The organism is Streptomyces sp. NPDC053367, from assembly GCF_044545925.1.
In the GTDB taxonomy this organism is placed as follows: Bacteria; Actinomycetota; Actinomycetes; order Streptomycetales; family Streptomycetaceae; genus Streptomyces.
In genome coordinates this window covers 535,505-559,176 of sequence record NZ_JBITYN010000004.1, presented here as the reverse complement: position 1 = coordinate 559,176, position 23,672 = coordinate 535,505, and the positions used below count along the sequence as shown (strand labels likewise).

23 protein-coding genes are annotated in these 23,672 nt (G+C 73.6%); 8 read left to right on the top strand and 15 right to left on the bottom strand.

The features are described from left to right. Window positions 1-24 precede the first annotated feature (24 nt). The 3 genes from ACIGXJ_RS15220 to ACIGXJ_RS15210 all read left to right on the top strand — a co-directional run bounded on the left by ACIGXJ_RS15220 (window position 25) and on the right by ACIGXJ_RS15210 (window position 4,063). Window positions 25-1,305, top strand: coding sequence for a CAP domain-containing protein (locus tag ACIGXJ_RS15220; protein WP_399644770.1), 1,281 nt, complete (start codon window positions 25-27; stop codon window positions 1,303-1,305). A 35-nt stretch (window positions 1,306-1,340) separates the two neighbouring features. Continuing rightward, the gene (locus tag ACIGXJ_RS15215) at window positions 1,341-2,318 is read left to right on the top strand and encodes a threonine/serine dehydratase (RefSeq protein WP_399644768.1); all 978 of its coding nucleotides are present in this window, start codon (window positions 1,341-1,343) and stop codon (window positions 2,316-2,318) included. Between the two features lie 143 nt (window positions 2,319-2,461). After that, window positions 2,462-4,063 carry a protein kinase gene (locus ACIGXJ_RS15210; protein WP_399644766.1) on the top strand — a complete coding sequence of 534 codons (1,602 nt, stop codon included), beginning with the start codon at window positions 2,462-2,464 and terminating at the stop codon, window positions 4,061-4,063. On the opposite strand, the gene ACIGXJ_RS15205 is transcribed toward ACIGXJ_RS15210, so the two are convergent. Further along, window positions 4,041-5,489, bottom strand: a complete 1,449-nt coding sequence (locus ACIGXJ_RS15205) for a serine hydrolase domain-containing protein (protein WP_399644765.1) — start codon at window positions 5,487-5,489, stop codon at window positions 4,041-4,043. The two genes, ACIGXJ_RS15210 and ACIGXJ_RS15205, sit on opposite strands and share 23 nt — an antisense overlap. Before the next feature lie 140 nt (window positions 5,490-5,629). Here ACIGXJ_RS15205 and ACIGXJ_RS15200 point away from each other — a divergent pair, with 140 nt between their 5' ends. Beyond that, window positions 5,630-6,670 carry a hypothetical protein gene (locus tag ACIGXJ_RS15200; protein WP_399644763.1) on the top strand — a complete coding sequence of 347 codons (1,041 nt, stop codon included), beginning with the start codon at window positions 5,630-5,632 and terminating at the stop codon, window positions 6,668-6,670. Window positions 6,671-6,730: 60 nt separating this feature from the next. Here the strand turns inward: ACIGXJ_RS15200 and ACIGXJ_RS15195 are convergent, their stop codons facing one another. From ACIGXJ_RS15195 to ACIGXJ_RS15175, 5 genes are all read right to left on the bottom strand, one after another. Beyond that, window positions 6,731-7,156 carry a DUF6328 family protein gene (locus ACIGXJ_RS15195; protein WP_399644869.1) on the bottom strand — a complete coding sequence of 142 codons (426 nt, stop codon included), beginning with the start codon at window positions 7,154-7,156 and terminating at the stop codon, window positions 6,731-6,733. A 207-nt stretch (window positions 7,157-7,363) separates the two neighbouring features. Then, entirely contained in the window at window positions 7,364-8,578 is a 1,215-nt protein-coding gene (locus ACIGXJ_RS15190) for an FAD-dependent monooxygenase (protein ID WP_399644761.1), read from the bottom strand. A 177-nt stretch (window positions 8,579-8,755) separates the two neighbouring features. After that, complete coding sequence (locus ACIGXJ_RS15185) at window positions 8,756-9,454, bottom strand: ribonuclease H (protein WP_399644759.1); 699 nt, start codon at window positions 9,452-9,454, stop codon at window positions 8,756-8,758. 31 nt (window positions 9,455-9,485) lie between these two features. Next, entirely contained in the window at window positions 9,486-10,286 is an 801-nt protein-coding gene (locus ACIGXJ_RS15180) for a VOC family protein (protein WP_399644757.1), read from the bottom strand. A 172-nt stretch (window positions 10,287-10,458) separates the two neighbouring features. After that, on the bottom strand, window positions 10,459-10,941 hold the full coding sequence (locus ACIGXJ_RS15175; RefSeq protein ID WP_399644755.1) for a VOC family protein: 483 nt from the start codon (window positions 10,939-10,941) through the stop codon (window positions 10,459-10,461). A gap of 159 nt (window positions 10,942-11,100) precedes the next feature. Between ACIGXJ_RS15175 and ACIGXJ_RS15170 the strand changes: the two genes are divergently transcribed. Together ACIGXJ_RS15170 and ACIGXJ_RS15165 are read left to right on the top strand one after the other, a co-directional pair. Beyond that, window positions 11,101-11,739, top strand: coding sequence for an ATP-dependent Clp protease proteolytic subunit (locus ACIGXJ_RS15170; protein ID WP_399644753.1), 639 nt, complete (start codon window positions 11,101-11,103; stop codon window positions 11,737-11,739). 2 nt (window positions 11,740-11,741) lie between these two features. Then, window positions 11,742-12,344, top strand: a complete 603-nt coding sequence (locus ACIGXJ_RS15165) for a ClpP family protease (protein WP_399644868.1) — start codon at window positions 11,742-11,744, stop codon at window positions 12,342-12,344. Window positions 12,345-12,350: 6 nt separating this feature from the next. Here ACIGXJ_RS15165 and ACIGXJ_RS15160 read toward each other — a convergent pair whose 3' ends face one another. From ACIGXJ_RS15160 to ACIGXJ_RS15145, 4 genes are all read right to left on the bottom strand, one after another. Next, the gene (locus ACIGXJ_RS15160) at window positions 12,351-12,767 is read right to left on the bottom strand and encodes a helix-turn-helix domain-containing protein (RefSeq protein WP_399644751.1); all 417 of its coding nucleotides are present in this window, start codon (window positions 12,765-12,767) and stop codon (window positions 12,351-12,353) included. 158 nt (window positions 12,768-12,925) lie between these two features. After that, entirely contained in the window at window positions 12,926-13,507 is a 582-nt protein-coding gene (locus ACIGXJ_RS15155; protein ID WP_399644749.1) for a DinB family protein, read from the bottom strand. Window positions 13,508-13,562: 55 nt separating this feature from the next. Next, window positions 13,563-14,018 carry an ATP-binding protein gene (locus ACIGXJ_RS15150; protein WP_399644747.1) on the bottom strand — a complete coding sequence of 152 codons (456 nt, stop codon included), beginning with the start codon at window positions 14,016-14,018 and terminating at the stop codon, window positions 13,563-13,565. Between the two features lie 90 nt (window positions 14,019-14,108). Then, the gene (locus tag ACIGXJ_RS15145; RefSeq protein ID WP_399644745.1) at window positions 14,109-15,269 is read right to left on the bottom strand and encodes a DUF6777 domain-containing protein; all 1,161 of its coding nucleotides are present in this window, start codon (window positions 15,267-15,269) and stop codon (window positions 14,109-14,111) included. 186 nt (window positions 15,270-15,455) lie between these two features. Between ACIGXJ_RS15145 and ACIGXJ_RS15140 the strand changes: the two genes are divergently transcribed. Continuing rightward, window positions 15,456-16,724, top strand: a complete 1,269-nt coding sequence (locus tag ACIGXJ_RS15140; protein ID WP_399644743.1) for a streptophobe family protein — start codon at window positions 15,456-15,458, stop codon at window positions 16,722-16,724. On the opposite strand, the gene ACIGXJ_RS15135 is transcribed toward ACIGXJ_RS15140, so the two are convergent. From ACIGXJ_RS15135 to mgrA, 5 genes are all read right to left on the bottom strand, one after another. Continuing rightward, window positions 16,721-17,692, bottom strand: a complete 972-nt coding sequence (locus ACIGXJ_RS15135; protein WP_399644741.1) for a serine/threonine-protein kinase — start codon at window positions 17,690-17,692, stop codon at window positions 16,721-16,723. The two genes, ACIGXJ_RS15140 and ACIGXJ_RS15135, sit on opposite strands and share 4 nt — an antisense overlap. Further along, window positions 17,682-18,584, bottom strand: coding sequence for a hypothetical protein (locus tag ACIGXJ_RS15130; protein ID WP_399644739.1), 903 nt, complete (start codon window positions 18,582-18,584; stop codon window positions 17,682-17,684). Before ACIGXJ_RS15130 ends, ACIGXJ_RS15135 begins: the two co-directional genes overlap by 11 nt. 6 nt (window positions 18,585-18,590) lie before the next feature. Continuing rightward, the gene (locus tag ACIGXJ_RS15125) at window positions 18,591-20,939 is read right to left on the bottom strand and encodes an FHA domain-containing protein (RefSeq protein WP_399644737.1); all 2,349 of its coding nucleotides are present in this window, start codon (window positions 20,937-20,939) and stop codon (window positions 18,591-18,593) included. 80 nt (window positions 20,940-21,019) lie between these two features. Continuing rightward, window positions 21,020-21,430: a hypothetical protein gene (locus ACIGXJ_RS15120; RefSeq protein ID WP_399644735.1), complete on the bottom strand. Its 411-nt coding sequence runs from the start codon at window positions 21,428-21,430 to the stop codon at window positions 21,020-21,022. Window positions 21,431-21,640: 210 nt separating this feature from the next. Continuing rightward, complete coding sequence (mgrA, locus tag ACIGXJ_RS15115; RefSeq protein WP_399644733.1) at window positions 21,641-22,633, bottom strand: L-glyceraldehyde 3-phosphate reductase; 993 nt, start codon at window positions 22,631-22,633, stop codon at window positions 21,641-21,643. Between the two features lie 139 nt (window positions 22,634-22,772). On the opposite strand from mgrA, the gene ACIGXJ_RS15110 reads away from it, so the two are divergent. Continuing rightward, window positions 22,773-23,666 (top strand): LysR family transcriptional regulator, encoded by an 894-nt coding sequence (locus ACIGXJ_RS15110; RefSeq protein WP_399644731.1) that lies wholly within the window; start codon window positions 22,773-22,775, stop codon window positions 23,664-23,666. Window positions 23,667-23,672: the final 6 nt, after the last annotated feature.

Here is a 23,672-nt window from a genome sequence, read left to right as displayed (position 1 = left end):
AGCCACGGCCGGGCAGGGGGTGTCATGGGCGAGTTGGTCCCCGGGGGCAATGTGCCCCTGCCGCCGGGTGTGCTGATCGTGCGGGTGCCCGGGCCGTTCGACGTGTGCGCGCTGGTCACGGACGACGGCGGACGGGTCCGCGGTGACGCCGACTTCGTGTTCTTCAACCAGCCGTCCGCGCCGGGCGCCCGCCTCTCCGGCGACACGCTCACCGTCGACCCGGGTGCCCTGCGCGCCGGTGCCACTCGGGTCACCGTCGCCGTGAGCCCCGCCGATCAGGGCACGCCCCTGAACCGCCTCCCCTCCCCCACCCTGCACGTCACCACCGAGGCCGGCCGCCTCCTCGCCCGCTTCTCCCCGCCCCGCCCCCGCGAGGAGAGCGTCCTGCTCCTGGCCGAGCTCTACCGCCGCGGCCCCGACTGGAAGCTCCGTGCGCTCGGCCAGGGCTACACGGAGGGCCTGGCGGGCCTCGCCCGGGACTTCGGGGTGGAAGTGACGGACGACGGGGCGGCCCCTTCACCGGCGGCCGGAGACGGCCCCCGCCCGGAAGCCCCCTCCTGGCTCCTGACCGTCAACTCCACCCGGTCCCGCGCCGGTTCCCCGCCCGTGGCGTTCGAGGCCCGGCTCGCCTCCGCCGCGCAGGCCCATGCCGCCGCCATGGCCGCGGCGGGACGGCTCGGGGTCGAGGGCGGGGACGGCGTCTCGGTCTATCAGCGGCTCACACGGACCGGGTACGCGTACGTGCGCGTCGGCGAGCACCTGGTGTCCGGACCGCGCACCGCGGAGGAGTTCCTCGACCACTGCCTGCGCCGTCCGCAGGCGCTGCGCACCCTTCAGGACGCCGCGTTCACCCACGCCGGGCTCGGCCGGGCCGGTGCGTTCTGGACGGCGCTGTGGGCCCGGCCGCTCGGGCCCGGGGACCTGGCCCGTACGGAGGCGGAGGTGGTGGCGCTGACCAACCGCGAGCGCGCCGCGGCCGGGCTGCCGCCGCTCGCCGGGGATCCCGCGCTCACCAGGGCCGCGCAGGCGCACAGCGCGGACATGGTGGCCCGGGACTTCTACGCGCACACCGCGCCGGACGGCAGCAGGCCCTGGGACCGGGCCGCCGCGGCGGGCGCCGCCCGGCGGTCCATAGGGGAGAACATCGCCTGCGGCCAGCGCTCCCCGGCCGAGGTGGTCACCGGCTGGATGAACAGCCCGGGGCACCGCGCGAACATCCTCGCGCCCGGCTTCACCCACATAGGCGTCGGCTTCGCGGGCGGCGGCCGGGCGGGCACGTACTGGACACAGTTGTTCGGTGCGTGATCGGCTCGGGACCCGAGTACAGGAAAGGTGAGTTCTTGATCAGCATCACGGACATCGAGGCCGCGGCCGAGCGCATCGCCGGGCACATCGTCCGCACCCCCACCCTGCCCAGCCCGGGGCTGAGCGCGCTGCTCGGCGCCCCGGTCACGGCGAAGCTGGAACTGCTGCAGCACACGGGCTCGTTCAAGGTCCGCGGTGCCACGGCCAAGATGCTGTCGCTCACGGAGGCCGAGCGCGCGGCCGGTGTGGTGGCGGTCAGCGGCGGCAACCACGGCATCGCGTTCGCCGAGACGGCCGCCGCCCTCCAGGTGAAGACCACGCTGGTGATGCCGCGTTCGGCGCCGGCCCGCGCGGTGCGGATCGCCGGGGCGGCGGGGGCGTCGGTGCGGCTGACCGACACCATGGACGAGGCGTTCGCGCTGATGGACCGGCTGCGCGCGGAGGGTCTGACGCTGGTGCACCCCTTCGACGACCCGATGGTCGTCGCGGCCCAGGGCACGGTGGGTCTGGAACTGGCCGAGGACGCGGGCGAGCTGACGGACGTGCTGGTCAGCATCGGCGGTGGCGGCCTGATCGCCGGTGTGGCGGCGGCCCTGAAGGCACGCCGACCGCAGGTGCGGGTGTGGGGCGTGGAGACCGAGGGCGCCGAGGCGATGTCGGCGGCACTGGCGGCGGGCGGCCCGGTGCCGGTGCCGCTGTCCTCGATCGTGAGCACCCTGAGCGCCCCGTCGGTGAGCGCGTTGACCTACGAGCATGTGACGTCCCTGGTCACCGAGGTCCTGGTGGTCCCCGACCGGGAGGCCGTGCGCGGCTGCCTGGAGCTCGCCGAGCACGCCAAGGTGTGGGCCGAGCCGGCGGCCGGCTGTCTGCTGCCCGCGGCCCGCCGGGTGCTGGAGCGGGTCGGCGAGGGAGCGCGGCTCGGGCTGGTGGTGTGCGGGGGGAACGTGTCGGCCGCGGACATGGCCGGCTGGACGGCCCGCTTCGGCCTGGACGGCAGGGACGGCCCGTCCTGACCGACCTGGCCCGACCGACCCCTCCGACCGGCCGCTCGGCGGGGCTCTCCTGACGTCCGGTCAGCGTTGCCGCCGCCGTTGAACGCCCGGCCTCTCGCTCGTCGTACCACTGGGAAACCGACAGTCCGGGGTCCAGCGAGGGAATGACCATGGTCGAGCCGCACGTCTCCGCGGAAGAGCTGATCGCCGGCCGGTACCGGCCTCTGGAGGTCGTGCACCAGGAGACGAATCGCGTCGGCTGGTACGGCGAGGACGTCGAGACGGGCCTCACCTGTCTGCTGACACGGGTGGAACTGCCCGAGGGCGTCCTGGACGCGCACGGTGCCCGGCGCGCGGCGGGCCGGGTGATGCGTGCCGCGGAGACCATGCGGACGCTGTGCCCGGGCCGGGTCCCGGCGGTCCTGGACGCGGTGGCGCAGTCGGGTGCCCTGTGGACGGTCACGGAGTGGGTGGACGGCACCCCGCTCGGCGAACTCCTCGCCCAGCGCGGTGCGTTCAACTACGTGCGGGCGGCGCGGATCGGCCTGGAGGTGCTCGACGTGCTGGACGCGGCGCACGCGGCGGGCATCACGCACGGCGAGCTGAGCCCCGGGCAGGTGTTCGTGCCGGACCGCGGGCCGGCCGTCGTGGGCGGGTTCGGGCTGGCGGGGTCGACGCTCGCCCCACGGCTCACGGCCCCGTCGTACGCCTCGCCCGAGCAGGCTCGCGACGAGCGGATCGGTCCGGCGGCGGATCTGTGGGCGCTGGGCGCGATCCTCTACACGATGGTCGAGGGCCGCCCGCCGTTCCGTGAGCGGGGCCGGGCCGAGGCCACGCTGAAGGGCGTGGACCGGCTGCCGCTGCGCGCCCCGGTGCGGTCCGGTCCGCTCACCCGGGCGGTGCAGGGCCTGCTGCGCAAGGAGTCCCGGGACCGGCTGCCCCGGCCGGTGGTGCGCGAGGCCCTGACCCGGGTGCTGTCCGAGGACCCCGCGCCGGCGCCGATACCGCGTCCCCGGGTGCGGCACACCTACGCCGCCGCGGTGTGCCGCGCGGGTTCGGGCCGGGGCGGACGCATGATCGCCGTCGGTGCGGCCCTCGCCGTCGTCACGGTGACGGTGGCGGTGCTCGCGGCGACGGGCGCGTTCTCCGGCCCGGACACCGCCGCCTCGGACCGCCGAGCCGCACCGCGTACGTCCGTCCCCGCGGCGCCGCCCCCCGCCGCGCCCGCCACACCGCCGAAACCGACACCGACGCCCACCCGCACCGCCGCGCCGGCCCCCACCTCCACCGGGGCAGGGCTCCCGGACGGCTTCCGCACGTACAGCTCCCCCGAGGGCTTCTCCGTGGCCCTGCCCGACGGCTGGCGCCCGCTGAGCACGAACCGGGTGGACGACCTGGCCTACCGCGTCGTCCTCGGCGCCTCCGGCGACCCGCGCACACTCACCGTCACCTACAGCGAGCGCGTCGGCCCGGACCCCGTCGCCGTCTGGCGGGGTGTGGAGCAGGACCTGCGCCGGGCAGGCGGCTTCCGCCGGGTCGGGGCGATCACGGCACGCACGTACCGGGGCCGCGAGGCCGCCGACATGCAGTGGCTCAGCGAGGCGGGCGGCACGCGGCTGCGCACCCTCGGCCGGGGTTTCCTGCTCGGTGACGGCCGCGGCTTCTCACTGCGCTGGACGACCCCGGCCGCCGACTGGGCGGACGCCGGCAACCGGGCGGCTCTGGCGACCTTCCTGCGGACGTTCAGGCAGTCGGACCCGGCGTGAGCGGCGCGCGCAGCCGTCCCAGCGGCGGGCGGTGCAGCGGGGCGTGGCGCCAGCGGGCGGTGAACGTGCGGTCCGGGAGCGAGCAGGTCAGCACCAGCCGGTGCGGGGTCTCCAGGAACAGCGTCTCCACGACGAGCGTGTCGGGGTCGGTCCACCCGCCGCTCACCGCGACCGGCAGCGGTTCCTCGGCGACGGCCCAGCCACCGGTGCCGAGGCGCAGCCCGAGCCGGTGGCCGTTCTCGGTGAGGGTGGCCGTCCAGCCGTCCGCGCCCTGGGTGAGCTCCACGCCGGTCAGCCCGGGCTGGTCGGCGCACTCGCCGCCCTCGGGGGCGAAGGGCGCGCCCGTCCACGCCTCGGGGCGTTCGGCCGGGGCGGGCTTGCCGGTCGCGGGCGACAGCGCCAGCCGGGCGAGGCGGTCGGCGAGGGCGGCGTCCCGCGCACCGGGCAGCGGGGCGGGGTGGAAGGCGGGCAGCAGGTGGTCCCAGACGTGGTTCAGCAGGGTCTGCATCTGCTCCGTGGCCGCGGTCGTGACGATCACGGCGTCCTGCTCGGGGAGCACCAGGCAGAACTGGCCGAACGCGCCGTCGCCGCGGAAGCCGTGCCGGGAGCGCCAGAACTGGATGCCGTAGCCCTGGTCCCAGTCCTCGTGGCCGGCGTCGAACATGCCGCCCGCGGTCGGTACGTGGGCGCGGCTCGCCTCGGCGACCCAGCCCTCGGGCAGCAGCCGCCGCCCCTGCCAGACGCCGTCGCGCAGATACAGCTCCCCGAACCGGGCCACGTCCTGCGTGGTCAGGTGAAGTCCGCTGAAGCCGAGTTCGCGGCCGGTGCCGTCGCACAGCCAGGCCGCCTCGCCGATGCCGAGCGGGTCGAGGAGCCGGGGGCGCAGGTACGCGGTGAGCGGCTGCCCGGTGACCTTCTGCACGATCGCGGCGAGGGTGTAGGTGGTGGGCTGGTTGTAGGCGAAGACGGTGCCGGGGTCGCGCTCGGGCGGCTGGAGCAGGAAGCCACGGACCGGTTCGGCGGGGTCGGTGCCGTAGGCGGCGTCGACCGTCTCGGCGAGGTGGCCGCTGGACATGGTGGCCACGTGCCTGATCAGCATGGCGCGGCTGCGCGGGTCGTTGATGTCCGCCTCGAACTCGGGGAAATGGGCGAGCACCGGCTCGTCGAGGCCGATCAGCCCGTCGGCGAGCGCGAACGCGGCGGCCGTCGCGGTGAAGCTCTTGCTCAGCGAGTACAGCAGATGGCGGCGCTCGGGCGCGTACGGCGCCCACCAGCCTGCGGCCACGACATGGCCGTGGCGCAGGACCATCAGGCTGTGCATCTCGATGTCGGGTTCGGCGTCCAGGGCGTCGAGGAGGGCGAGGACGCCGTCGGCGTCGACGCCCTGGGCCGAAGGGGCGCTGGAGGGCAGGGGGCGCGCTGTCATGGGGCCATCCTGTCCGGAATCGGCCCGGAAGATCGAGGGTCCGTTCGCGCCATGTACCCCGGCGAGGGATGCCAAAGGACGGCCAACCGGTGCATATAGGCTTCCCCTCTGCAACCGCGTCCCTCCCTAGGAGATCATCCGTGACCCTGGCGACCCCCTCGCTCGACCCGGCCCCCGCCTCCCCCGCGCCGCTCGCCGACCTGGTGGCCCGCGACGCGCGCGAGTTCGGCGCGTACGCGCGTACCGGCGGCTGGGCCTTCGCCCTGATGGTGGCGCGCAGCGTACGGCCGGGCGGGCAGGGTGCGCAGGAGACGCCGAAGGTGTCGGCGAAGGAGTTCGCCGAGCTGGCCGGGTGCTCCGCGGAGCGGGTCATGCGCTACTACAAGGCCTGGGACCGGGCCGCCGACGACGGCATGGTCCCGCACTTCGAGGCGCTCACCCCGGGGCAGGAGGTCGAGCTGCCGGACGCCGACGTGTGGTTGAGCTACTACGTGGCCCGCTCCAGCGCGACGTCCGAGCGGGGCACCGCCATCGCGGAGGCCGCCGAGGCCGAGGGCATCCGCCCGACGAAGGCGCTGGAGGTCGCGGAGAACCCGACCGCGCTGCGGGCCGCGATCCTCGCCGACCCCTCCACCGCCCGCGCGGCCCGCCAGGCGCTGCTGGACCGGGTGCGCGAGGACCCGGAGCTGCAGGCCGAGCTGGCGCGGGACGTCGTACGCACGGACGATCTGAAGAAGGCCGTGGCCGGCGAGAGCCGGGTCGCCGACCGGATCGGGTACGTCCGGCAGATCGCCGAGTCCGGGCAGATCCGCACCCCGGCCGGGCAGACCGTGGACGCGCCGCTCGACGTGCGGCAGGAGGCCGAACGGCATCTGTCGCTGATCGACGAACTGGAGGCGGACGACGACGCCGGCGAGTGGGCGGCCGAGGCGTACGACACCATGAAGTCGCTGGTCGCCGAGGCGGTGGAGGCCGATCCCGAACTGCGCGTGCAGGAGCGGCGGACCAAGTTCTACAGCAGTCTGCAGAAGGCGACGAAGGTGTTCGAGGAGCTGACCTTCGACGACGCCCAGGACTTCTACGAGGACGACATGGTGCAGCGTCTCGAGGAGCTGCAGCAGGCCATCGGCAGCTGTCTCACGGCCCTGCGCGGGGCCCGGCAGGGCAGCTCCGGGAAGTGATGCCGGGCGAGGTTCGGGCATCTGATGCAGGGCGATCGCCGGCTCGGCCGGCTCTGACGCTCACCGCGAGGTGTGGCGGAAGCGCGTCCAGAGCGGGATGCCGAACCAGCACAGCAGGTACCAGGCGACGACGGCGGTGACCAGATAGGGCACGAAGCCGTCGTGTGTGGCCACGCGCAGGATGAGCAGCAGGGACGCGGTCATCGTGGCGAGCAGCAGCACGAGTCCGAGCAGGGTCAGCTTGTGGGCCACCCTCACCGCCTGCGGTTTCACCCGGCGGCCGGAGACGAGCCGATGGAGCGAGACGGGGCTTATCAGGGCGCCGGTGGCGCAGGCGCCGAGGACGACGGTGACGATGTAGATCGCCTGGTCGGTGTCCGCGAGCCTCTTGTAGGTCGGTGTGAAGACGACGGTCAGCAGAAAGCCGAAGAGGATCTGCACGCCGGTCTGGGCCACCCGGATCTCTTGGATGAGCTCGCCCCACATCCGGTCGGCGCGTTCCTCGGGCGTCTCGTCGCGCCCCGTCCGCCGCTCCGGCTTCCCCGTCTGTTCTGTCTGTCCTGCCTGCCCCGTCCGCCCCGGATTCTCTCTGTTTCCCGGGTTCTCCGGCTTCTCCGTCTTCGCCGCCTCCGCTGTCATGGGCACTCGTGTATCCGCGGAGCGAGTGGTCCAAACGGGTGGCTCGTCCGCCGGTCACTCGCGGGATTCCAGCCTCCTTGCGTGCACGCTGCGGGCCAGCCTCGGTCCGAGCCAGCGCTTGAGGCGGCGCAGCGGCTCAAGCTGTCCGGCCGCCCGGTCCAGCCGGTAGTACAGCTGGGGCGGGACGTACGGCAGCAGGGGCGAGTGGCGCTGCCCGAGCAGGGCGAACATCCGCTCGGGCGGGAGGTGGATGTAGCGGGGCAGGTTCTCGTACCACTGGGCGCTGTAGCGGGCCGCGCTCTGCACGGACAGCAGGGCCCGCTTGCGTTCGCGCTCGTATGCGGCCAGGGCGTCGGACAGCGCGTCGTGCTCGCCGAGGGCGCGGGCCAGGGCGATGGCGTCCTCCAGGGCGAGGGTGGTGCCCGCGCCGATGGAGTAGTGCGTGGTGTGGGCGGCGTCGCCGAGCAGGACGAGGTTGTCGCGGTGCCAGGTGCGGTTGGTGAGGGTGCGGAAGTTCAGCCACTGGGGGCCGCCGTCGGAGCGGTCGCGGCCGATGAGGGGGTGGCCGTCGAGGGTGTCCGCGAACAGCTTCTCCAGCAGCGCGAGCCCCTCGGCCTCGTCGGCCCGGTCCAGGCCGAGGCCGGTCCAGGTCTCGGGGGAGCACTCGACGACGCAGGTGCTGTGGGTGTCGCTGTAGCCGTAGCCGTAGGCCCAGATCCAGCCGTGGTCGGTCTCGACGAAGGCGAAGGTGAACGCGTCGAAGACCTTGGTGGTGCCGAGCCAGATGTAGGAGTTGCGGCCGGCGGCGACCTCGGTGCCGAAGTGGTCGGCGTGCCGGGTGCGCAGGGCGCTGCGGACGCCGTCGGCGGCCACGACGAGGTCGGCGTCCGCGACGGCCCGCGCCTCGGTGATCTCGTGCTCGAAGCGGAGCCGCACGCCGAGGGAGCGGGCCCGGGCGGCGAGGATCTCCAGCAGGCGGTGGCGGCCGATGCCGTGGCCCTGGTCGCCGCGGTGGCGGGTGCTCAGGCCGCCGACGAGGGCGACGCCGTCGCTCCAGCGGACCGAGGCGGCGTCGACGGCCCGCGCGGTCTCGGGGTCGTGGGCGTTGAGCTGGTCGAGCAGCCCCTGCCAGTAGGTGACGCCCCAGCCGTAGGTCGAGCCCTCGGGATCGCGCTCGTGGACGGTGATGTCGTGGGCGGGGTCCTGGAGCTTCAGCAGGACCGACAGATACAGGCCGGCGGGCCCGCCTCCGACGATGGCGACCTTCACGCGGCACCCCTGGTCATCACTCAGAGCGGTTGGTGTGCGACGCAGGGTAGCAGTCACGGGGAGTGGAGACGTGCCACTTGGGGGCAACCGAGTACGGGGATCGCCGCATCGTCCCGCCGTACGAAGGGATGCTCAGAGCCCGGCCCCGAGCACGGGAGGTCCGTACCTCGCGGTCCCTCAGGCGGTGCGGCACTCCGGGTGGCCCCAGCCGGAGGGCGTCTTGCCGATGGGCTCGCCGGCCGCGTAGGAACGGCCGCAGACGCCGCAGCGGCCCGGGAACTTGGCCTTGATCGTGCGGGAGGACCCGTTGCCGGAGCCTGCGCCGGAGCCGCGGGCGGCCGGCTTGCGCCGCGGGGCCTTCGCCGGCACGTCCGGCGCGGGCGGCGGCTCCGGGGAGCCGAGGGCGCTGCCCGCGCTCTCCTGGGCGCTCGCGGCCTGGCTGGCGGCCCGGTCGGCGAAGTCGTTGAGCCGGTCGCCGTCGACCTGGTGCGCGGGGACGTAGCGGAACTCGACCTCGCGGCCGGTGAGCAGTTCGTCGATGCGTACGACCAAGTCCTGGTTGGCGACCGGCTTGCCCGCGGCCGTCTTCCAGCCGTTGCGCTTCCAGTTGGGCAGCCAGGCGGTGACGGCCTTCATGGCGTACTGCGAGTCCATGCGGATCTCGATCGGCACGGACGGGTCGGTGGCCGCCAGCAGCCGCTCCAGCGCGGTGAGTTCCGCGACGTTGTTGGTGGCCCTGCCGAGCGGCCCGGCCTCCCAGCGGTCGGGGGTCTCGGTGGCGTCGGCGACGACCCAGGCCCAGCCGGCCGGGCCGGGGTTTCCCTTGGAAGCCCCGTCGCACGCGGCCACAACACGTTCACGCATGCGTCCGATCATGCCATGGGCGGCGGGGCCGCCTTCGCGTGCCTCAGGTGACGTCGGTGGTCTGCGGCATCTCGCCCGCGGTGGTCGTGACGTCGATCACGGAGAAGCTCGCGCCCTGCGGGTCGCTGAGCGCCGCGAACCGCCCGAAGGGCGTGTCCAGCGGGCCGAAGCGCAGGGTGCCGCCCCGCTCGGTGGCCTTCTCCACGGCGTCGTCGCAGTCGGGGACGGTGAAGTAGACGTTGATGTACGGCGGCACCTCGGGCGGGAACTCCTCGGTCATCGTCATCCGGCCGAGGACGGTGGTGTCGCCGAGGTTGTAGAGGCGGAAGTCGACCGCGTCGTCCTGCATCTGCTTGGCGCTGTAGCCGAAGACGGCGGGGAAGAACCCGTCGGACTTCTCGGGCTCGCGGGTGAAGACCTCCGCCCAGCAGAACGCCCCGGGCTGCTCGGGCGGCGCCTCGAAGCCGAGGTGGACGCCGGCCTGCCACACGCCGAAGACCACGCCGCTCGGGTCGCGGCCCAGCACCATCGTGCCGAACTCGCCGACCTGCATCGGCTCCATCAGTACGTCGCCGCCGTTGTCGCGGATCTTCCGCGCGGTCGCGGTCACGTCCGGCGAGGCGAAGTACAGGCACCACTGCGAGGTGCCCTCCTGCCCGGGCATCGGCGGCACCACGGCGGCGACCGCCTTGCCGCCCGCGTAGGCCTGCGTGTAGTTGCCGTACTCCGACGACGCCTCGCCGAAGGTCCAGCCGAGGACGTCGGCGTAGAAGCTCTTGGCGCCCTCCAGGTCGGTGAACATCGCGTCCACCCAGCAGGGGGTGCCCTCAGGCATTGCGGCCATGATCGGCCCTCTCGGATCGGAGACGTGTCCGCTTCCTCACGCTAGCCATGCCCGGGCACGGCCGCGCGCTGGAGAGCGGCGGGGCGGGGCCGCACTCCACTGCACGGGGAGCCCGCGCGGGGCGGGGGATCACCCGGGCGGTCGCGGGGCGCAGCGGAGCCCGGCCGGGGGGTCACTCGCCCGCGTAGGCCTTCTCAAGGGCGGCGATGTCGAGCTTGCGCATCTCCATCATCGCCTGCGTGGTGCGGGTCGCCCTGGCCGGGTCGGGGTCGGTGATCATCCGGGGGAGCCGTTCCGGGACGACCTGCCAGGACAGCCCGTACCGGTCCTTGAGCCAGCCGCAGGGGCCCTCCTCGCCGCCGTTCTCGGTGAGCTTGGTCCAGTAGTAGTCGACCTCGTCCTGGTTCTCGCAGAAGATCTGCAGGGAGACGGCTTCGTTGAAGGTGAACTGCGGGCCGCCGTTGAGCGCGCAGAACTTGTGGCCGTTGGCCGTGAACTCGACCGTGAGGACGGTCCCGGCCGGCTGCGGGGCGCCCTCGGGGTAGCGGGACACGTTCTGGATGCCGGAGTTCTTGAAGATCGAGACGTAGTAGTGGGCGGCTTCCTCGGCCTGGTCGTCGAACCAGAGGCAGGTGGTGAATCCGTCGGCGGTCATGTCGTCCTCCTGGGCTTGGAACCGGTCGGCAGTAGAGACCGCCGCGCCCCGCGAAAGTCATCGCTCTGCCCGTGGCAGATCTGCCGCGGGCAGAGAAACCGCCGAAGGCGGGGGCGCCGGGGCGACAGTGAGGGCGAAGGCACCGACGAGGGAGGACCGATGACCCCACCGACCCTGCTCACCCCCCGCGCCGAGGAGGGCGACACCCAGCCCACCCGGTTCGACGACCAATTGGCGGCCCAGCTGCTCGGGCAGCGGATCGTGCTGCTGGGCACGCAGGTCGACGAGGTGTCCGCCAACAGGGTCTGCGCGCAGCTGCTGATCCTGTCGGCGGAGGACCCGCGCACCGACATCAGCCTGTTCATCAACAGCCCCGGCGGCTCGGTGCACGCGGGCCTGGCCGTCTACGACACGATGCGGCTGATCCCCAACGACGTCTCCACGCTCGCCATGGGCTTCGCCGCCAGCATGGGCCAGTTCCTGCTGAGCGTGGGCACGCCCGGGAAGCGGTACGCGCTGCCCCACGCGCGGATCATGATGCACCAGCCGTCGGCGGGCATCGGCGGCACCACCGCGGACATCGAGATCCAGGCGGACAACCTGGAGTTCACCAAGCGGACCATCGAGCGGATCACCGCCGAGCACACCGGGCAGAGCCCGGAGACGATCTCCCGGGACGGTGACCGGGACCGCTGGTTCACGGCCGAGCAGGCCCGGGAGTACGGCATGGTGGACCGGGTGGTGGAGTCGTTCGCCGACGTGCGCCCGGCCGCGACGAGGCGACGGACGGGGCTGTGACCATGGGCAGTTACACGATTCCGAACGTCATCGAGCGCACCCCGCAGGGCGAGCGGTCCTTCGACGTGTTCAGCCGGCTGCTGAACGAGCGGATCATCTTCCTCGGCACCGAGATCGACGACGGGGTGGCCAATGTCGTCATCGCGCAACTCCTCCATCTGGAGTCCTCGGCGCCGGAGAGCGAGATCGCGGTCTACATCAACTCGCCCGGCGGCTCGTTCACCTCTCTGATGGCGATCTACGACACGATGACGTTCGTGCAGGCGCCCATCTCGACGTTCTGCGTCGGCCAGGCCGCCTCCACCGCGGCGGTGCTGCTGGCCGGCGGGGATCCGGGGCGGCGGTTCGTGCTGGAGCACGCGCGCGTGCTGCTCGGTCAGCCCGCGTCGGGCGGCCGGCAGGGCACCGTGTCCGATCTGGCGCTGCAGGCCAAGGAGATGGTGCGCATCCGCGCCCAGGTGGAGGAGGTCCTCGCCCGGCACACGCACCACGACATCGCCACCCTGCGCGCGGACATGGACCGCGACAAGGTGTTCACCGCCCGGGAGGCGGTGGCGTACGGCCTCGCGGACGAGGTGCTCAGCCGGCGCCTCGTCCGCGTCTGAGCGGCGTCAGGCGGCCAGGCACAGTCCGTTGTGCGAGGACGAGGTGGCGTTGCGGCCGTGCCCGCCGGGGTGACGGCTCGTCAGCCGCACCAGTTCGCCCTGGGCCCGGGCCAGCAGGTCGCCCAGGCCCAGGCCGAGTGCGCGGGCGGCGGCCGCGAGGACCTCGGAGGAGGCCTCCTTGCGGCCGCGCTCCACCTCCGACAGATACGGCATGGAGATCCGGGCGGCGTCGGCGACGTCCTTGAGCGTGCGCTCCTGCGCCAGCCGCTCGCGGCGCAGGACGTCGCCGACGAGGTCCCGCCAGAGCGGGTCGGCGGGGCGTGGCCCGGTGCGGGGCAGGGCGGCGGGGCGGGCGGACGTCGGGCGGGTGTTCCCCGGGCGCAGGGGGATCACGCGGGCTTCGTTCGGCGCTTGATCGGTCACCTTCCCAGCCTAGGAGGACTGTCCGTGCGGGGAAGGGGGCGGCGTTCCGCTCTCGGTGGAACCGGAAGCCTGCGTTCGGAGCCCGCCGCCGCCCGCACGCCTTCTACTGCCCCACGCGCCCGCCGCCACCCGCACCGCCCGCACCGCCCGCACGCCTTCTACTGCCCCACGCGCCCGTCGATGCGTTCGCGCAGGAAGTCCGCGTGGCCGTTGTGGCGGGCGTACTCCTCGATCATGTGGACCATCACGTCCCGCAGCTCGACCGGCTCGCCGTCGAGGGTTCCGGTGACGTCCAGGCCCGGTGCCGCGGCCACGAAGCCCTCGGCGTGGGCGACCTCGGCGCGCCAGGCCCGCCACGCCTCGTCGAGCAACTCCTCGTCGGGCAGGGCGCCGGTGAAGTCGGCGTTGGGGTCGTCCTCGGTGCGGTAGAGGCGGGGCGCGTCCTCGCCCGCCATCACGCGCCGGAACCAGGTGCGCTCCACCTCGGCCAGATGCCGCAGCAGACCCAGCAGGGAGAGGTTCGACGGCGGTACCGAGCGGCGGGCCATCGCCTCCGCGTCCAGGCCCGCGCACTTCATCTGCAGCGTCAGCCGCTGGTCGCGCAGATAGCCGACGAGCGTGTCGTGCTCGCCGCGGTATCCGCCGTCGCCGCGCGGGTCGTCCTCGGGGCGGACGAACATGTCCCACCAGCCGAAGGTGCGCTCGGGCCGCGTCTGCTCTGACTCCGTGATGTCGGTCATGGGGGCGAGCATGGGCGCCGCGCGGGGGCCGTGCCACCGAATTTCCGGGCGGCGCTCACCCGGTGGCGAGGTCCAGCACCGCGCGCACCCGCTTGCCGACGGGGACGCGTTCGGCGGAGACCCGCGCAGCCAGGGCGTGCACGATCTCCAGGCCGTGCCGTCCGACGCGCTCGGGGTCGCGCGGGAAGCGCAGGGGCAGGGCGGCGCTGCTGTCGTAGACGCAGACCGAGACCTCGCCGTCCGTGCCCTCCAGCTCGAGTATGTAGGGCCCGTTGCTGTGCCGGTCGGCGTTGGTGACCAGCTCGCTCACCACGAGGAGCACGGCGCCCTCGGTGCGTTCGTCGACGCCCGCGCACCACTCGGTCCTGAGCCGCTCCAGGAAGGCCGCAGCGAAGGCCCGCGCCTCGGCGATGCATCCCGGATCTCCGGTGTAGTGCGCCGCCCGGCGCAGGGGCTCGACGGGCACGTCGAAGCCTGTCGGCATGACTGTGTCGTCCCGGTGCTCGATCATCCGTTTCTCTCTCCACGCCGGCCTGGCCGGATCCTGCTGCACCCATCCTCGTACCCAGTCGGCGGCGCGGCAGTCCACCCCTGTTGCGCCCTAGTCGTGAGAGGCCCCCGCGGCGAGCGGGCCCACGGGGGACGGGGGCTCGGAGGAGGGGGGTTCGGAGGGTTCTTCGGTGGAGGGGGGCCCGGAGCTCGGCGGCTGCGAGCTGGGCGGCTCGGAGGACGGGGGCTGCGAGGACGGGGGCTCGGAGCCGGTGGAGGGCGAGGACGGGGGCGTCGAGGTCGGTGTGGAGACGCTCGCCGAGGGGGTCACGTCCTCGGCCGGCCGGTCGGTCTTCTTGTCCTTGTGACCGGTGTCGCCCTGGTGGCGGTCGATCCATTCGCCGTGGTCGGGGTCGTAGATCACGAAGACCTTGATCTCGACGGGCGCCGGATTCACCACGACCACGTTCGAGGACCGGTACGACGGCCAGGAGTCGCCGGTGGGCCGCGGGGTGCCCTGGAGGGCGACCGGCGGGGTGAGCGGGTTGCCGCAGGCGCAGCGGACCCTGGGCACTCCTCGGTCGTCCACCAGGACGGCGGTGCCCGCCTGCAGGACGGCCTGGTAGGCGGTGGCGGCCCCGTCGTGGTAGCCGTGGTTGGTGACGCGCGTGTCGACGCGCAGCTGCACGGGCGTGAGGCCGCGCAGATAGGCGGGGACGCCGGAGGGTTCGACGCCGGCCACGGACGCGAAGGCCCGGTTCTTGGCCGGGGCGGCCCGCAGGGCCCTGATCTGCTTCTGCACGTCGCAGGTGGCGGTGTTGCGGGTGCCGCCGTACAGCCCGGGGGTGTCGCCGTCGACGCCGCGCACTGCGTTGGAGGGGGGCGTCTCGGTGGCCGGGGAGGGGGTGACCGGGGGCGCGGAGCTGTCGGTCGCCGTGGACTCGGTGAACGGGTCGGGGCCCGACTTGCCCGCCGCCTGGAGGAAGACCTCGCCGCCGGCGCCGGAGCCGGTGCCGCCGTCGGACCGGGTCAGCACCACCGCCAGCACCACCGCGACCACCACGGCGGTGGCGAGCAGCGCGACCCGCGGCACGGACTTCCACCAGGGCCGGTGGGGCTCCGGCGCCGCCCCGCCGCCGGAGGGCCGGGAGGGCGGCCCCGAGGGAGGCTGGGAGGGCGGACCCGGAGGACCCGAGGGCGGCCGGCCCGGGCCCGACAGCGGCCCCGAGGGCGGTCCTGTGGGGCGGCCGGACGACGGCGGTTCGACGCTCACGGGCCCTTCTTCCCGGCGACGGCACATGGCAGGTCGTCGCCTTCTACCGCTTCGGGCGTACTGCTCTCATTGTGTGCGCGGGTCGGTCCCACCCGGCAAACGGACGCGGACGCCATCTCCCGGCGAACGGACGCGGACGGCCCTCCCGGCAGGCGCTACCGGCGGGGCCTGCTTAGCGTGGCAAGGGTGAGCCCCCGGACCCCCTCCGAGCAGGCAGTCGCCCGTCACGGCTGGGTGCAGGCCGCCGCCGCGGTGCTGGCCGCGACGGTCGCCATGGGCGTCACCGCGGCCCTCGGCCTGTGGGCGGCCGGTGCGGCCGATCTGCCGGACGGGGCGTTCCCGCGGGTGGTCGCGGCGACCCTCGTCACGGCCGTCGGCGGCACGATCGAGCTGTCCGGGAACGCGGGCGGGCTGGCCGAGTCGTCCGCCGGGCTGACCGTGGTCCCGCTGTCCGTCACGCTCGTCGGCGCGCTGGTGCTCGCCGCGGGCTTTCTGCGTCCGCTGCGCCACCGGGCCGTGGCGGCGGCCGCCGAGCTGACCGGCTGGGCCGCCCGGCTGGCCGTGCTGTGGCTGGTCGTGCTGCTCGCCCTGTCGTTCGGCGCCCGCCAGACCTTCACCATCCCGCTCGGCGAGGGCACGGTCGGCGACCTCGGGGACGTGTTCGGCATCTCCCCCGAGGTGGGGTTCGAGACAGCCCTGCCGCCGACGCTGTTCTTCGGCCTGCTGTGGCTGGCCGGGGTCCTCGTCGTGGCGCTGCTGGTGGCCGGCGGGGCGCCGCTGCCGGGCAGGCTGCTGCGCTTCGCGGCGTCCGTGCGCCCGGTCGCGTACGCCATGGTCCTGCTCCTGCTGACGTACGTGGTGCTCGGCGCCGTCATCGGACTGGTCGTCGCCGTGACCCGCGGGCATGCCGCCGAGACGCTCGCGGTGATCCTGCTCGGCCTGCCGAACGTGGTGTGGCTCGCCCTGACCATCGGGCTCGGCGCGACCTGGGACGGCCGGGTGGAGGGCCCGTTCGGGCTGCCGATGCCGCACGTCCTGGACCAGGTGCTGCGCACGGAGGGGACCGCCGAGCTCAACCTGTCCACGCTCGCCGAGTACGACGGCCGGGTGTGGTGGCTGGTCGTGGTCGACGCCGTGCTCCTCCTGGCGGCCGCCTTCGTGCTGGCGGCCCGCTCCCCCGCCCGGTTCCGCGCCTGGCAGCACGCCCTGCACATGGCCGTGGCCCTCGCCCTGACCGTCCTGACGATCTGCCTCATGGGCCGCGTCTCCGCCCACTACGGTCTGTCGATCCTCGGCATCGGGGACCTCGGCGGCGACCTGGGCGGCGACCTCTTCCTGCGCCCCCGGCTGTGGCAGGCGGTGGGTCTGGCCCTGTTGTGGGGCCTGGTGACGGGGTTCCTCGGCGCGCTCCTGGCGAGCAGGGTGAGGAGAACGGGCGAGCCGGCGCAGACTTAGGGCTGGGACGGCAGCACGGGCGCGGCCCACCGCGGAGGTGGCTTCGGCACGCCACCCGTCCGCACCACCCGGGTGGCCGAGTGCCCCTGCGCGGCGGCACCGGCGGCCCGCAGCGCCGCGACGAACGCGAGACACGAGTCGTACCGGTCGTCCGGCCTCTTCGCGAGCGCCTTCGCGAACACGGGGTCGACCCCTGACGGCAGCCCCGGCCTGGCCCCCGTGATCGGCGGAGCCGCGTCGTACTGATGGGCCCACAGCAGCGCCATGTCGTCGTCCCTCAGGAACGGCGGCCGCCCGCTGAGCATCTCGTACACCACACAGGCGAGCCCGTACACGTCGCAGCGCCCGTCGACCGGCCGGCCGGAGATCTGCTCGGGCGCGACGTAGTCGAGCGTGCCGACGAACTGCCCGACGGTGGTGAACCCGGTCAGCGACAGGGATTTCTTCGTCAGCCCGAAGTCGGTCAGATACACGTGCTCGGGATGGTCGCTGTCGGTGCCGCGCGCGACGAGGACGTTCCCCGGCTTGACGTCCCGATGGACCAGCCCGTGCTCATGGGCCGCGTCCAGCGCGGAGGCGATCTGCCCGGCGATCCGCAGCGCGGCGGGCAGCGGGAGCGGCCCCTCGCGGTCCAGCAGATGGCGCAGATCGCTGCCGGAGACGTACCGCATGGCGATGTACAGCACCCCGTCGGTCTCCCCCGCCTCGAAGACGGGCACGATGTTCGGATGGTCGATGGCGGCGGCCACCCGCGACTCGTGGGTGAAACGGCGGCGGAACGTGTCGTTGCGGGCCAGTTCCGGCGCCAGCAGCTTCAGCGCGACCGTGCGGTCCAGGCGCAGGTCACGGGCCCGGTAGACCACGGCCATGCCGCCGCGCCCGATCTCGGCCTCGACGCGGTAGCCGGCGACCCTGCGGCCGATCAGCTCGGAGGGCCGGCCGGAGAAGAGACTGCTGTCACGGGCCATCGGGTGTCACGACCCGGGTGGGCGCGTGCCCGTCGTCCCCGGCGACGAGCCGGGTGGGCGTACGACCGTCCTCCTCACCGGCGACCCGCGTGGGCGTGTGCCCGTCGTCATCCCCGACGACCCGCGTGGGGGTGTGCCCGTCGTCCGCCGCGACGAGCCGGGTGGGCGTACGACCGTCTTCCTCGCCGACGACCTGCGTGGGCGTACGACCGTCCTCCTCACCGGCGACCCACGTGGGGGTGTGCCCGTCCTCCCCGCCGACGAGCTGGGTGGGCGTATGACCGTCGTCCTCCCCCACGACCCGCGTGGGGGTGTAGCCGTCGTCCCCGGTCACGGCCTGCGTGTGCCGGGGGGCCTCCTCCGCGGCGGCGGCCTCGGTGGGTGTGCGGCCGGGCCGCCGGGCGGCCTGCCGTGGGCCCTCGTCGGTGGCGTACGTCGTCTGGTGCACGCCGTCGCCGTAGACCCACCGTCCCTGCTCCGGGTCGTAGAGCCAGACCGACTCCCCGTCCACCACGATCCCGGCCCGCAGGCCCCGGGTGCGGGCCGCGAAGGTCTCGCCGTCCAGCGAGCCGACGGCCAGCTCCTCGACGGCGGTCCGGTAGCGGGCCAGGGCCTGTTCGGCGCGGGCGAGCAGCGGGCGCGGGTCGGCGGTCGCGTCGGGCGGCCCGGTCGGCGGCGGGTCCTGCGGTACGGCGACCAGGAGGCGGCCGTCGACCCAGGCGGACCAGCCGTTGGAGCACAGTACGTGGCCCCAGTCGCCGCGCCGCTCCAGGAGCCGGACCGGCAGCAGCGGGTCGAGGGGCACGGTGGGCCTGGCCGGGTCGGGGGCCTCCCAGGCGGGCATGCCGTCGCCCGGGACGACGTGCGTGGGCCGGAAGCCGGGGGTCGTCATCGGCGCCTACTTCCGCATCACGACGGGTTCCTGCCGGCGCAGCAGCCGGGAGACGACGTAGCCGAACAGTGCCGACAGCACCAGCAGCATGCCGATGTTCAGCAGCCACACCCCGGCGGAGTGCTCGAAGAGCGGGTCGGCGGTGAGGTCGCCGGGCACGATCCGGGACAGCTGGATGGTGCCGGCCATCGCACCGAGCGCCCAGCGGGAGGGCACCAGCCAGGACAGCTGCTCCAGGCCGGGCACGCCGTCGAGCTTCAACAGGGCTCCGCAGAAGACGACCTGGACGATGGCGAGCAGCACGAGCAGCGGCATCGTCACCTCTTCCTTGCGCACCAGCGCGGAGACCACCAGCCCGAGCATCATCGCGGTGAACGCCAACAGGGCGACGGCGACGGTGATCTCGACGAGCGGGGGCAGCAACACTCCTTCCCCGCGCGGCGCGTTGAGGTCGACACCGAGCAACGCCACCAGGGTGAGCACGACGGCCTGGAGGACGGTGATCGTGCCGAGGACGATCACCTTGGACATCAGATAGGCGGGTCTGGACAGGCCGACGGCTCTCTCGCGCCGGTAGATCACGCGTTCCTTGACCAGTTCGCGCACGGCGTTGGCCGCGCCGGTGAGGACACCGCCGACGCACAGGATGAGCAGCGCGTTCATGGCGGTGTCGCGGGTGAGCTCGCCGCCGGCCAGGGCGCGGGCCATGGCGCCCATCACGAACGGCAGGGCGATCATGATGGCGAGGAAGGTGCGGTCGGCGCTCAGGGCGGCGGTGTAGCGGCGTACGAGCGTGCCGAGCTGGGCGGTCCGGCTGCGCGGCTTCGGCGGCGGGGCGATGATCACCGGGCCGGAGCGGGGGACGCGGGGCTGGGCGCTGGCGTCCGCGACATAGCGCCGGTACTGCGGCGAGGCGCGGTAGGTCCCGGCCCAGTCGCGGTCCTGGTCGCGCTCGAAGGACTCGAAGGCCTCGGGCCACTCGGCGTGCCCGAAGAAGGCAAGGGCCTCCTCGGGCGGTCCGTAGTAGGCGATCCTGCCGCCGGGGGCGAGCACCAGCAGGCGGTCGCAGACGTCGAGGCTGAGGACGCTGTGGGTGACCACGATGACGGTGCGGCCGTCGTCGGCGAGGCCGCGCAGCATGTGCATCACCGAGCGGTCCATGCCGGGATCGAGCCCGGAGGTGGGCTCGTCGAGGAACAGCAGGGACGGTTTCGTCAGCAGCTCCAGGGCGACGCTGACCCGCTTGCGCTGGCCGCCGGAGAGGCTGTGCACATGCTGGACGGCGCGCTGCTCCAGGCCCAGTTCCCGGATGACCTCGTCGACCCGGGCGCGGCGCTCGGCCTTGGCGGTGTCCTGCGGGAAGCGCAGCTCGGCGGCGTAGGTGAGGGCGCTGCGGACGGTGAGCTGGGCGTGCAGGATGTCGTCCTGCGGGACCAGTCCGATGCGCTGGCGCAGCTCGGCGTAGTCGCGGTAGAGGTCGCGGCCGTCGTACAGGACGGTGCCGTGGTCGGCGGGGCGCTGCCCGGTGAGGGCGTTCAGGAGGGTGGACTTTCCGGCGCCGCTCGGCCCTACGACGGCCAGCAGGCACTTCTCGCCCACGGGGAAGGACACATGGTCGAGGAGGGTCTTGCGGCCGTGGTCGACGGCGACGGTGAGGTCCTGGACGTCGAGGGAGACCTCGCCGGTGTCGACGTACTCCTGGAGCTGGTCGCCGACCAGGCAGTACGCGAAGTGGCCGATGCCGATGACGTCGCCGGGGCCGACGGGTGCGCTGGTGACGGGGCTGCCGTTGAGGTAGGTGCCGTTGTGGCTGCCCAGGTCGGCGATCTCGTGGCCGCCGTCGGGCAGGGCGCGCAGTTCGGCGTGGCGACGGGAGACGACGAGGTCGTCGATGACGAGGTCGTTGTCGGTGGCGCGTCCGATGCGTACGGTGCGTGCGGACAGCGGGCGCACGCTGGTGGGCTGCCGGAAGGTGCCGGTGGCGCCGGGCCGGGCGACCGCGGCGATCGCGGAGGGGCGCTCACGGGCGGGCGGGGTGCGGCCGAGGAGGAGGGCGCGGGGGCCGTCGGAGGGGCTGCCGAAGCGGATCTCGGTGCCGGGGCCGATGTCCCCCTCCAGGACGCGGCGGCCGTCGGCCCAGGTGCCGTTGGTGCTGTGTTCGTCCTCGATGGTCCAGTGGTCGCCGGCCGGGTGCAGGACCGCGTGGTGCCAGGAGACGCGGGCGTCGTCGATGACGATGTCGCACAGGGGGTCGCGGCCCACGTGGTAGTCGCGGCCCGGGCTCATCACCGTGGAGCCCCAGTCGGTCTCCAGCACGAGTTCGGGCGCAGTCGACGCGACCGGCCGCTTCGCCATGCCAGAATTCTACCGATACGTCCATCCGCCCGCCTGATCGGCGGGATCCCGTCCGCATGGCCGGCGGGACCGGGGGGCCGCTAGCCGACGGGCATCACCAGCGCCTGGGCGGTCCGCTGCATGCGCAGGGCGTCGACGGACTCGGCCAGCAGCTCGTATTCGGTGGTGTCGTCGCTCGCGGCGATACGCACCAGCCGTCCGGCGGCCAACTCCTCGGCGCACACCTCCTGTTGGCCGGGGTCGGCGCACCAGGCGCGCAGCAGCCGGGGGACGTCGGGCACGGTGTCCGCGACGGGGACCAGCGCGCTCGGGGGTAAGTGCCCGGCCTCGGGGTCGGGGTCGAGCCGCTCGGCGATCCAGGAGGCCCGGTCGCGCAGCCACCACAGGGCGAGCGCCAGGGTGGGCGCCCGGTAGGTGCCGAGCGGGACGCCGATGCGCCGGCCGTCGCAGGTGCCGTACGCGGTGACATGGCATAAGAACTCGTCGTGCACGATCCACTCCCCCGATGTGCCCAGGTGCCGGTGGGGCCTCGCTCTCGTGCGGCTCGGGGCGGTGAACTGCCCACTGAGGTCGAGTATCTTCACTCTTGAACCACTGTCACCATGGCTTTCCAGCCAGTCTCCTGGCATATTCGCGGCCCGAGTTGGCCGAAATGAACAGGGGCCGCACACGGCGTGCGGCCCCCGTGCCGTCAGGGCTGGTCAGGGCCCGACCAGCGCGTCGATCCGGGCCAGTTCCTCGGTGTCGAAGTCGAGGTTGCCGATGGCCGCCACGCTGTCCTCGATCTGCCGGGCGCTGGACGCGCCGACCAGGGCGGAGGTCACCCGGCCGCCGCGCAGCACCCAGGCGAGGGCGAGCTGGGCCAGGGTCTGGCCGCGCGACTTGGCGATGTCGTCCAGGGCGCGCAGCCGGGCCACCAGGTCCTCGGTGACGGCGTCCCGGTTGAGGAAGGGGCTGTCGCTCGCGGCCCGCGAGTCCTCCGGGATGCCGTCGAGGTAGCGGCCGGTGAGCAGGCCCTGCTCCAGCGGGGAGTAGGCGATGGAGCCGACCTGGAGCTCGTCGAGCGCGTCGAGCAGGCCCTCGTCCTCCGGGCGCCGGTCGAGCATCGAGTAGCGCGGCTGGTGGATCAGCAGCGGGGTGCCCAGCCCGGCGAGGATGCGGGCGGCCTCGCGGGTCTGCTCGGCGGAGTAGTTGGAGACGCCGACGTAGAGCGCCTTGCCCTGCTGCACCGCTGAGTGCAGGGCGCCCATCGTCTCCTCCAGCGGAGTGTCCGGGTCGAAGCGGTGCGAGTAGAAGACGTCGACGTATTCCAGGCCCAGCCGCTGCAGGCTCCGGTCGAGCGAGGACAGCAGGTACTTGCGCGAGCCCCACTCCCCGTACGGGCCGGGCCACATCAGATAGCCGGCCTTGGTGGAGATCACCAGCTCGTCGCGGTACGGCGCGAAGTCCGACTTCAGGAACTCACCGAGGGCCGACTCGGCGGCGCCGGGCGGCGGGCCGTAGTTGTTCGCCAGGTCGAAGTGGGTGATGCCGAGATCGAAGGCGCGGCGCAGGATCGCGCGCTGGGTCTCGACCGGGCGGTCGGGGCCGAAGTTGTGCCACAGGCCCAGCGACAGCGCGGGCAGCTTGAGGCCGCTGCGTCCGGTGCGCCGGTAGGGCATGTCCGTGTAGCGGTCGGGGTGTGCGGTGTACAACGCGACTCCATGACAGGAGGGGGCAGGAGAGGGGTGAGTCACTCATGAGAGGGGTGAGTCACCCTCCACTCTTGCCTCACCTGCGGACAGTGGTCCAACAGAAGAATCCGATGGGATTGAGCGGATAGACTGCTCAATCATGGAACTGCGCCATCTCCAGCACTTCGTCGCGGTCGCCGAGGACCAGCACTTCACCCGGGCCGCCGAACGGCTCATGGTGTCCCAGTCGGGCCTGTCGGCGTCCATCCGGGCGCTGGAGCGGGAGCTGCGGGCGCCGCTGTTCGTGCGTACCACCCGCCGGGTGACCCTGACCGAGGCCGGGCGGGCGCTGCTCGGCGAGGCCGAGCGGATCCTGGCGCAGGTGCGGGCGGCGCACGAGGCGGTGGCGGCCGTGCAGGGCGTGCTGCGCGGGACGCTCTCGCTGGGCACCGAGCAGTGCATCGCGGGGGTGCACGCGGCGGCGCTGCTGGCCGCTTTCCGGGGGCGGCACCCGGACGTGGAGATCCGGCTGCGGCAGTCCGGCTCCCTGGCGCTGGCCGAGGAGGTCGCCGCCGGGCGGCTCGACCTGGCCTTCGCCTACCGCACGCGGGACGACTCCGACCAGCTGCGCTCGGTGTCGCTGGCGGGCGAGCCGATGACCCTGCTGTGCCATCCGGGGCACCCGCTTGCCTCGGCGGGTCCGGCCCTCGCGCCGCACGATCTCGCCGAGGAGGTCTTCGTCGACTTCCACCCCGACTGGGGCCCGCGCCGGGCCACCGACGCCGCGTTCGCCGCCGCCGGGGTGCGCCGCACGGTCGACCTCGAGGTCAACGACGTGCACACCCTGCTGGACCTCGTGGACGAGAACCTGGGCGTGGCCGCCGTACCGAGGCACTTCCGGCACAAGCGCGAGTCGCTGGCCGCCGTACCGCTGAAGGGCACGGCCGACGTGGTCTACGAGACGGTCGCCCTGCTGCCGCCCCCGCAGGCGACCAGCCCGGCGGCGCGGGCACTGATGGAGCTGCTGGACGCCGGGGCGCACGACGGCGGGTGATGCGCG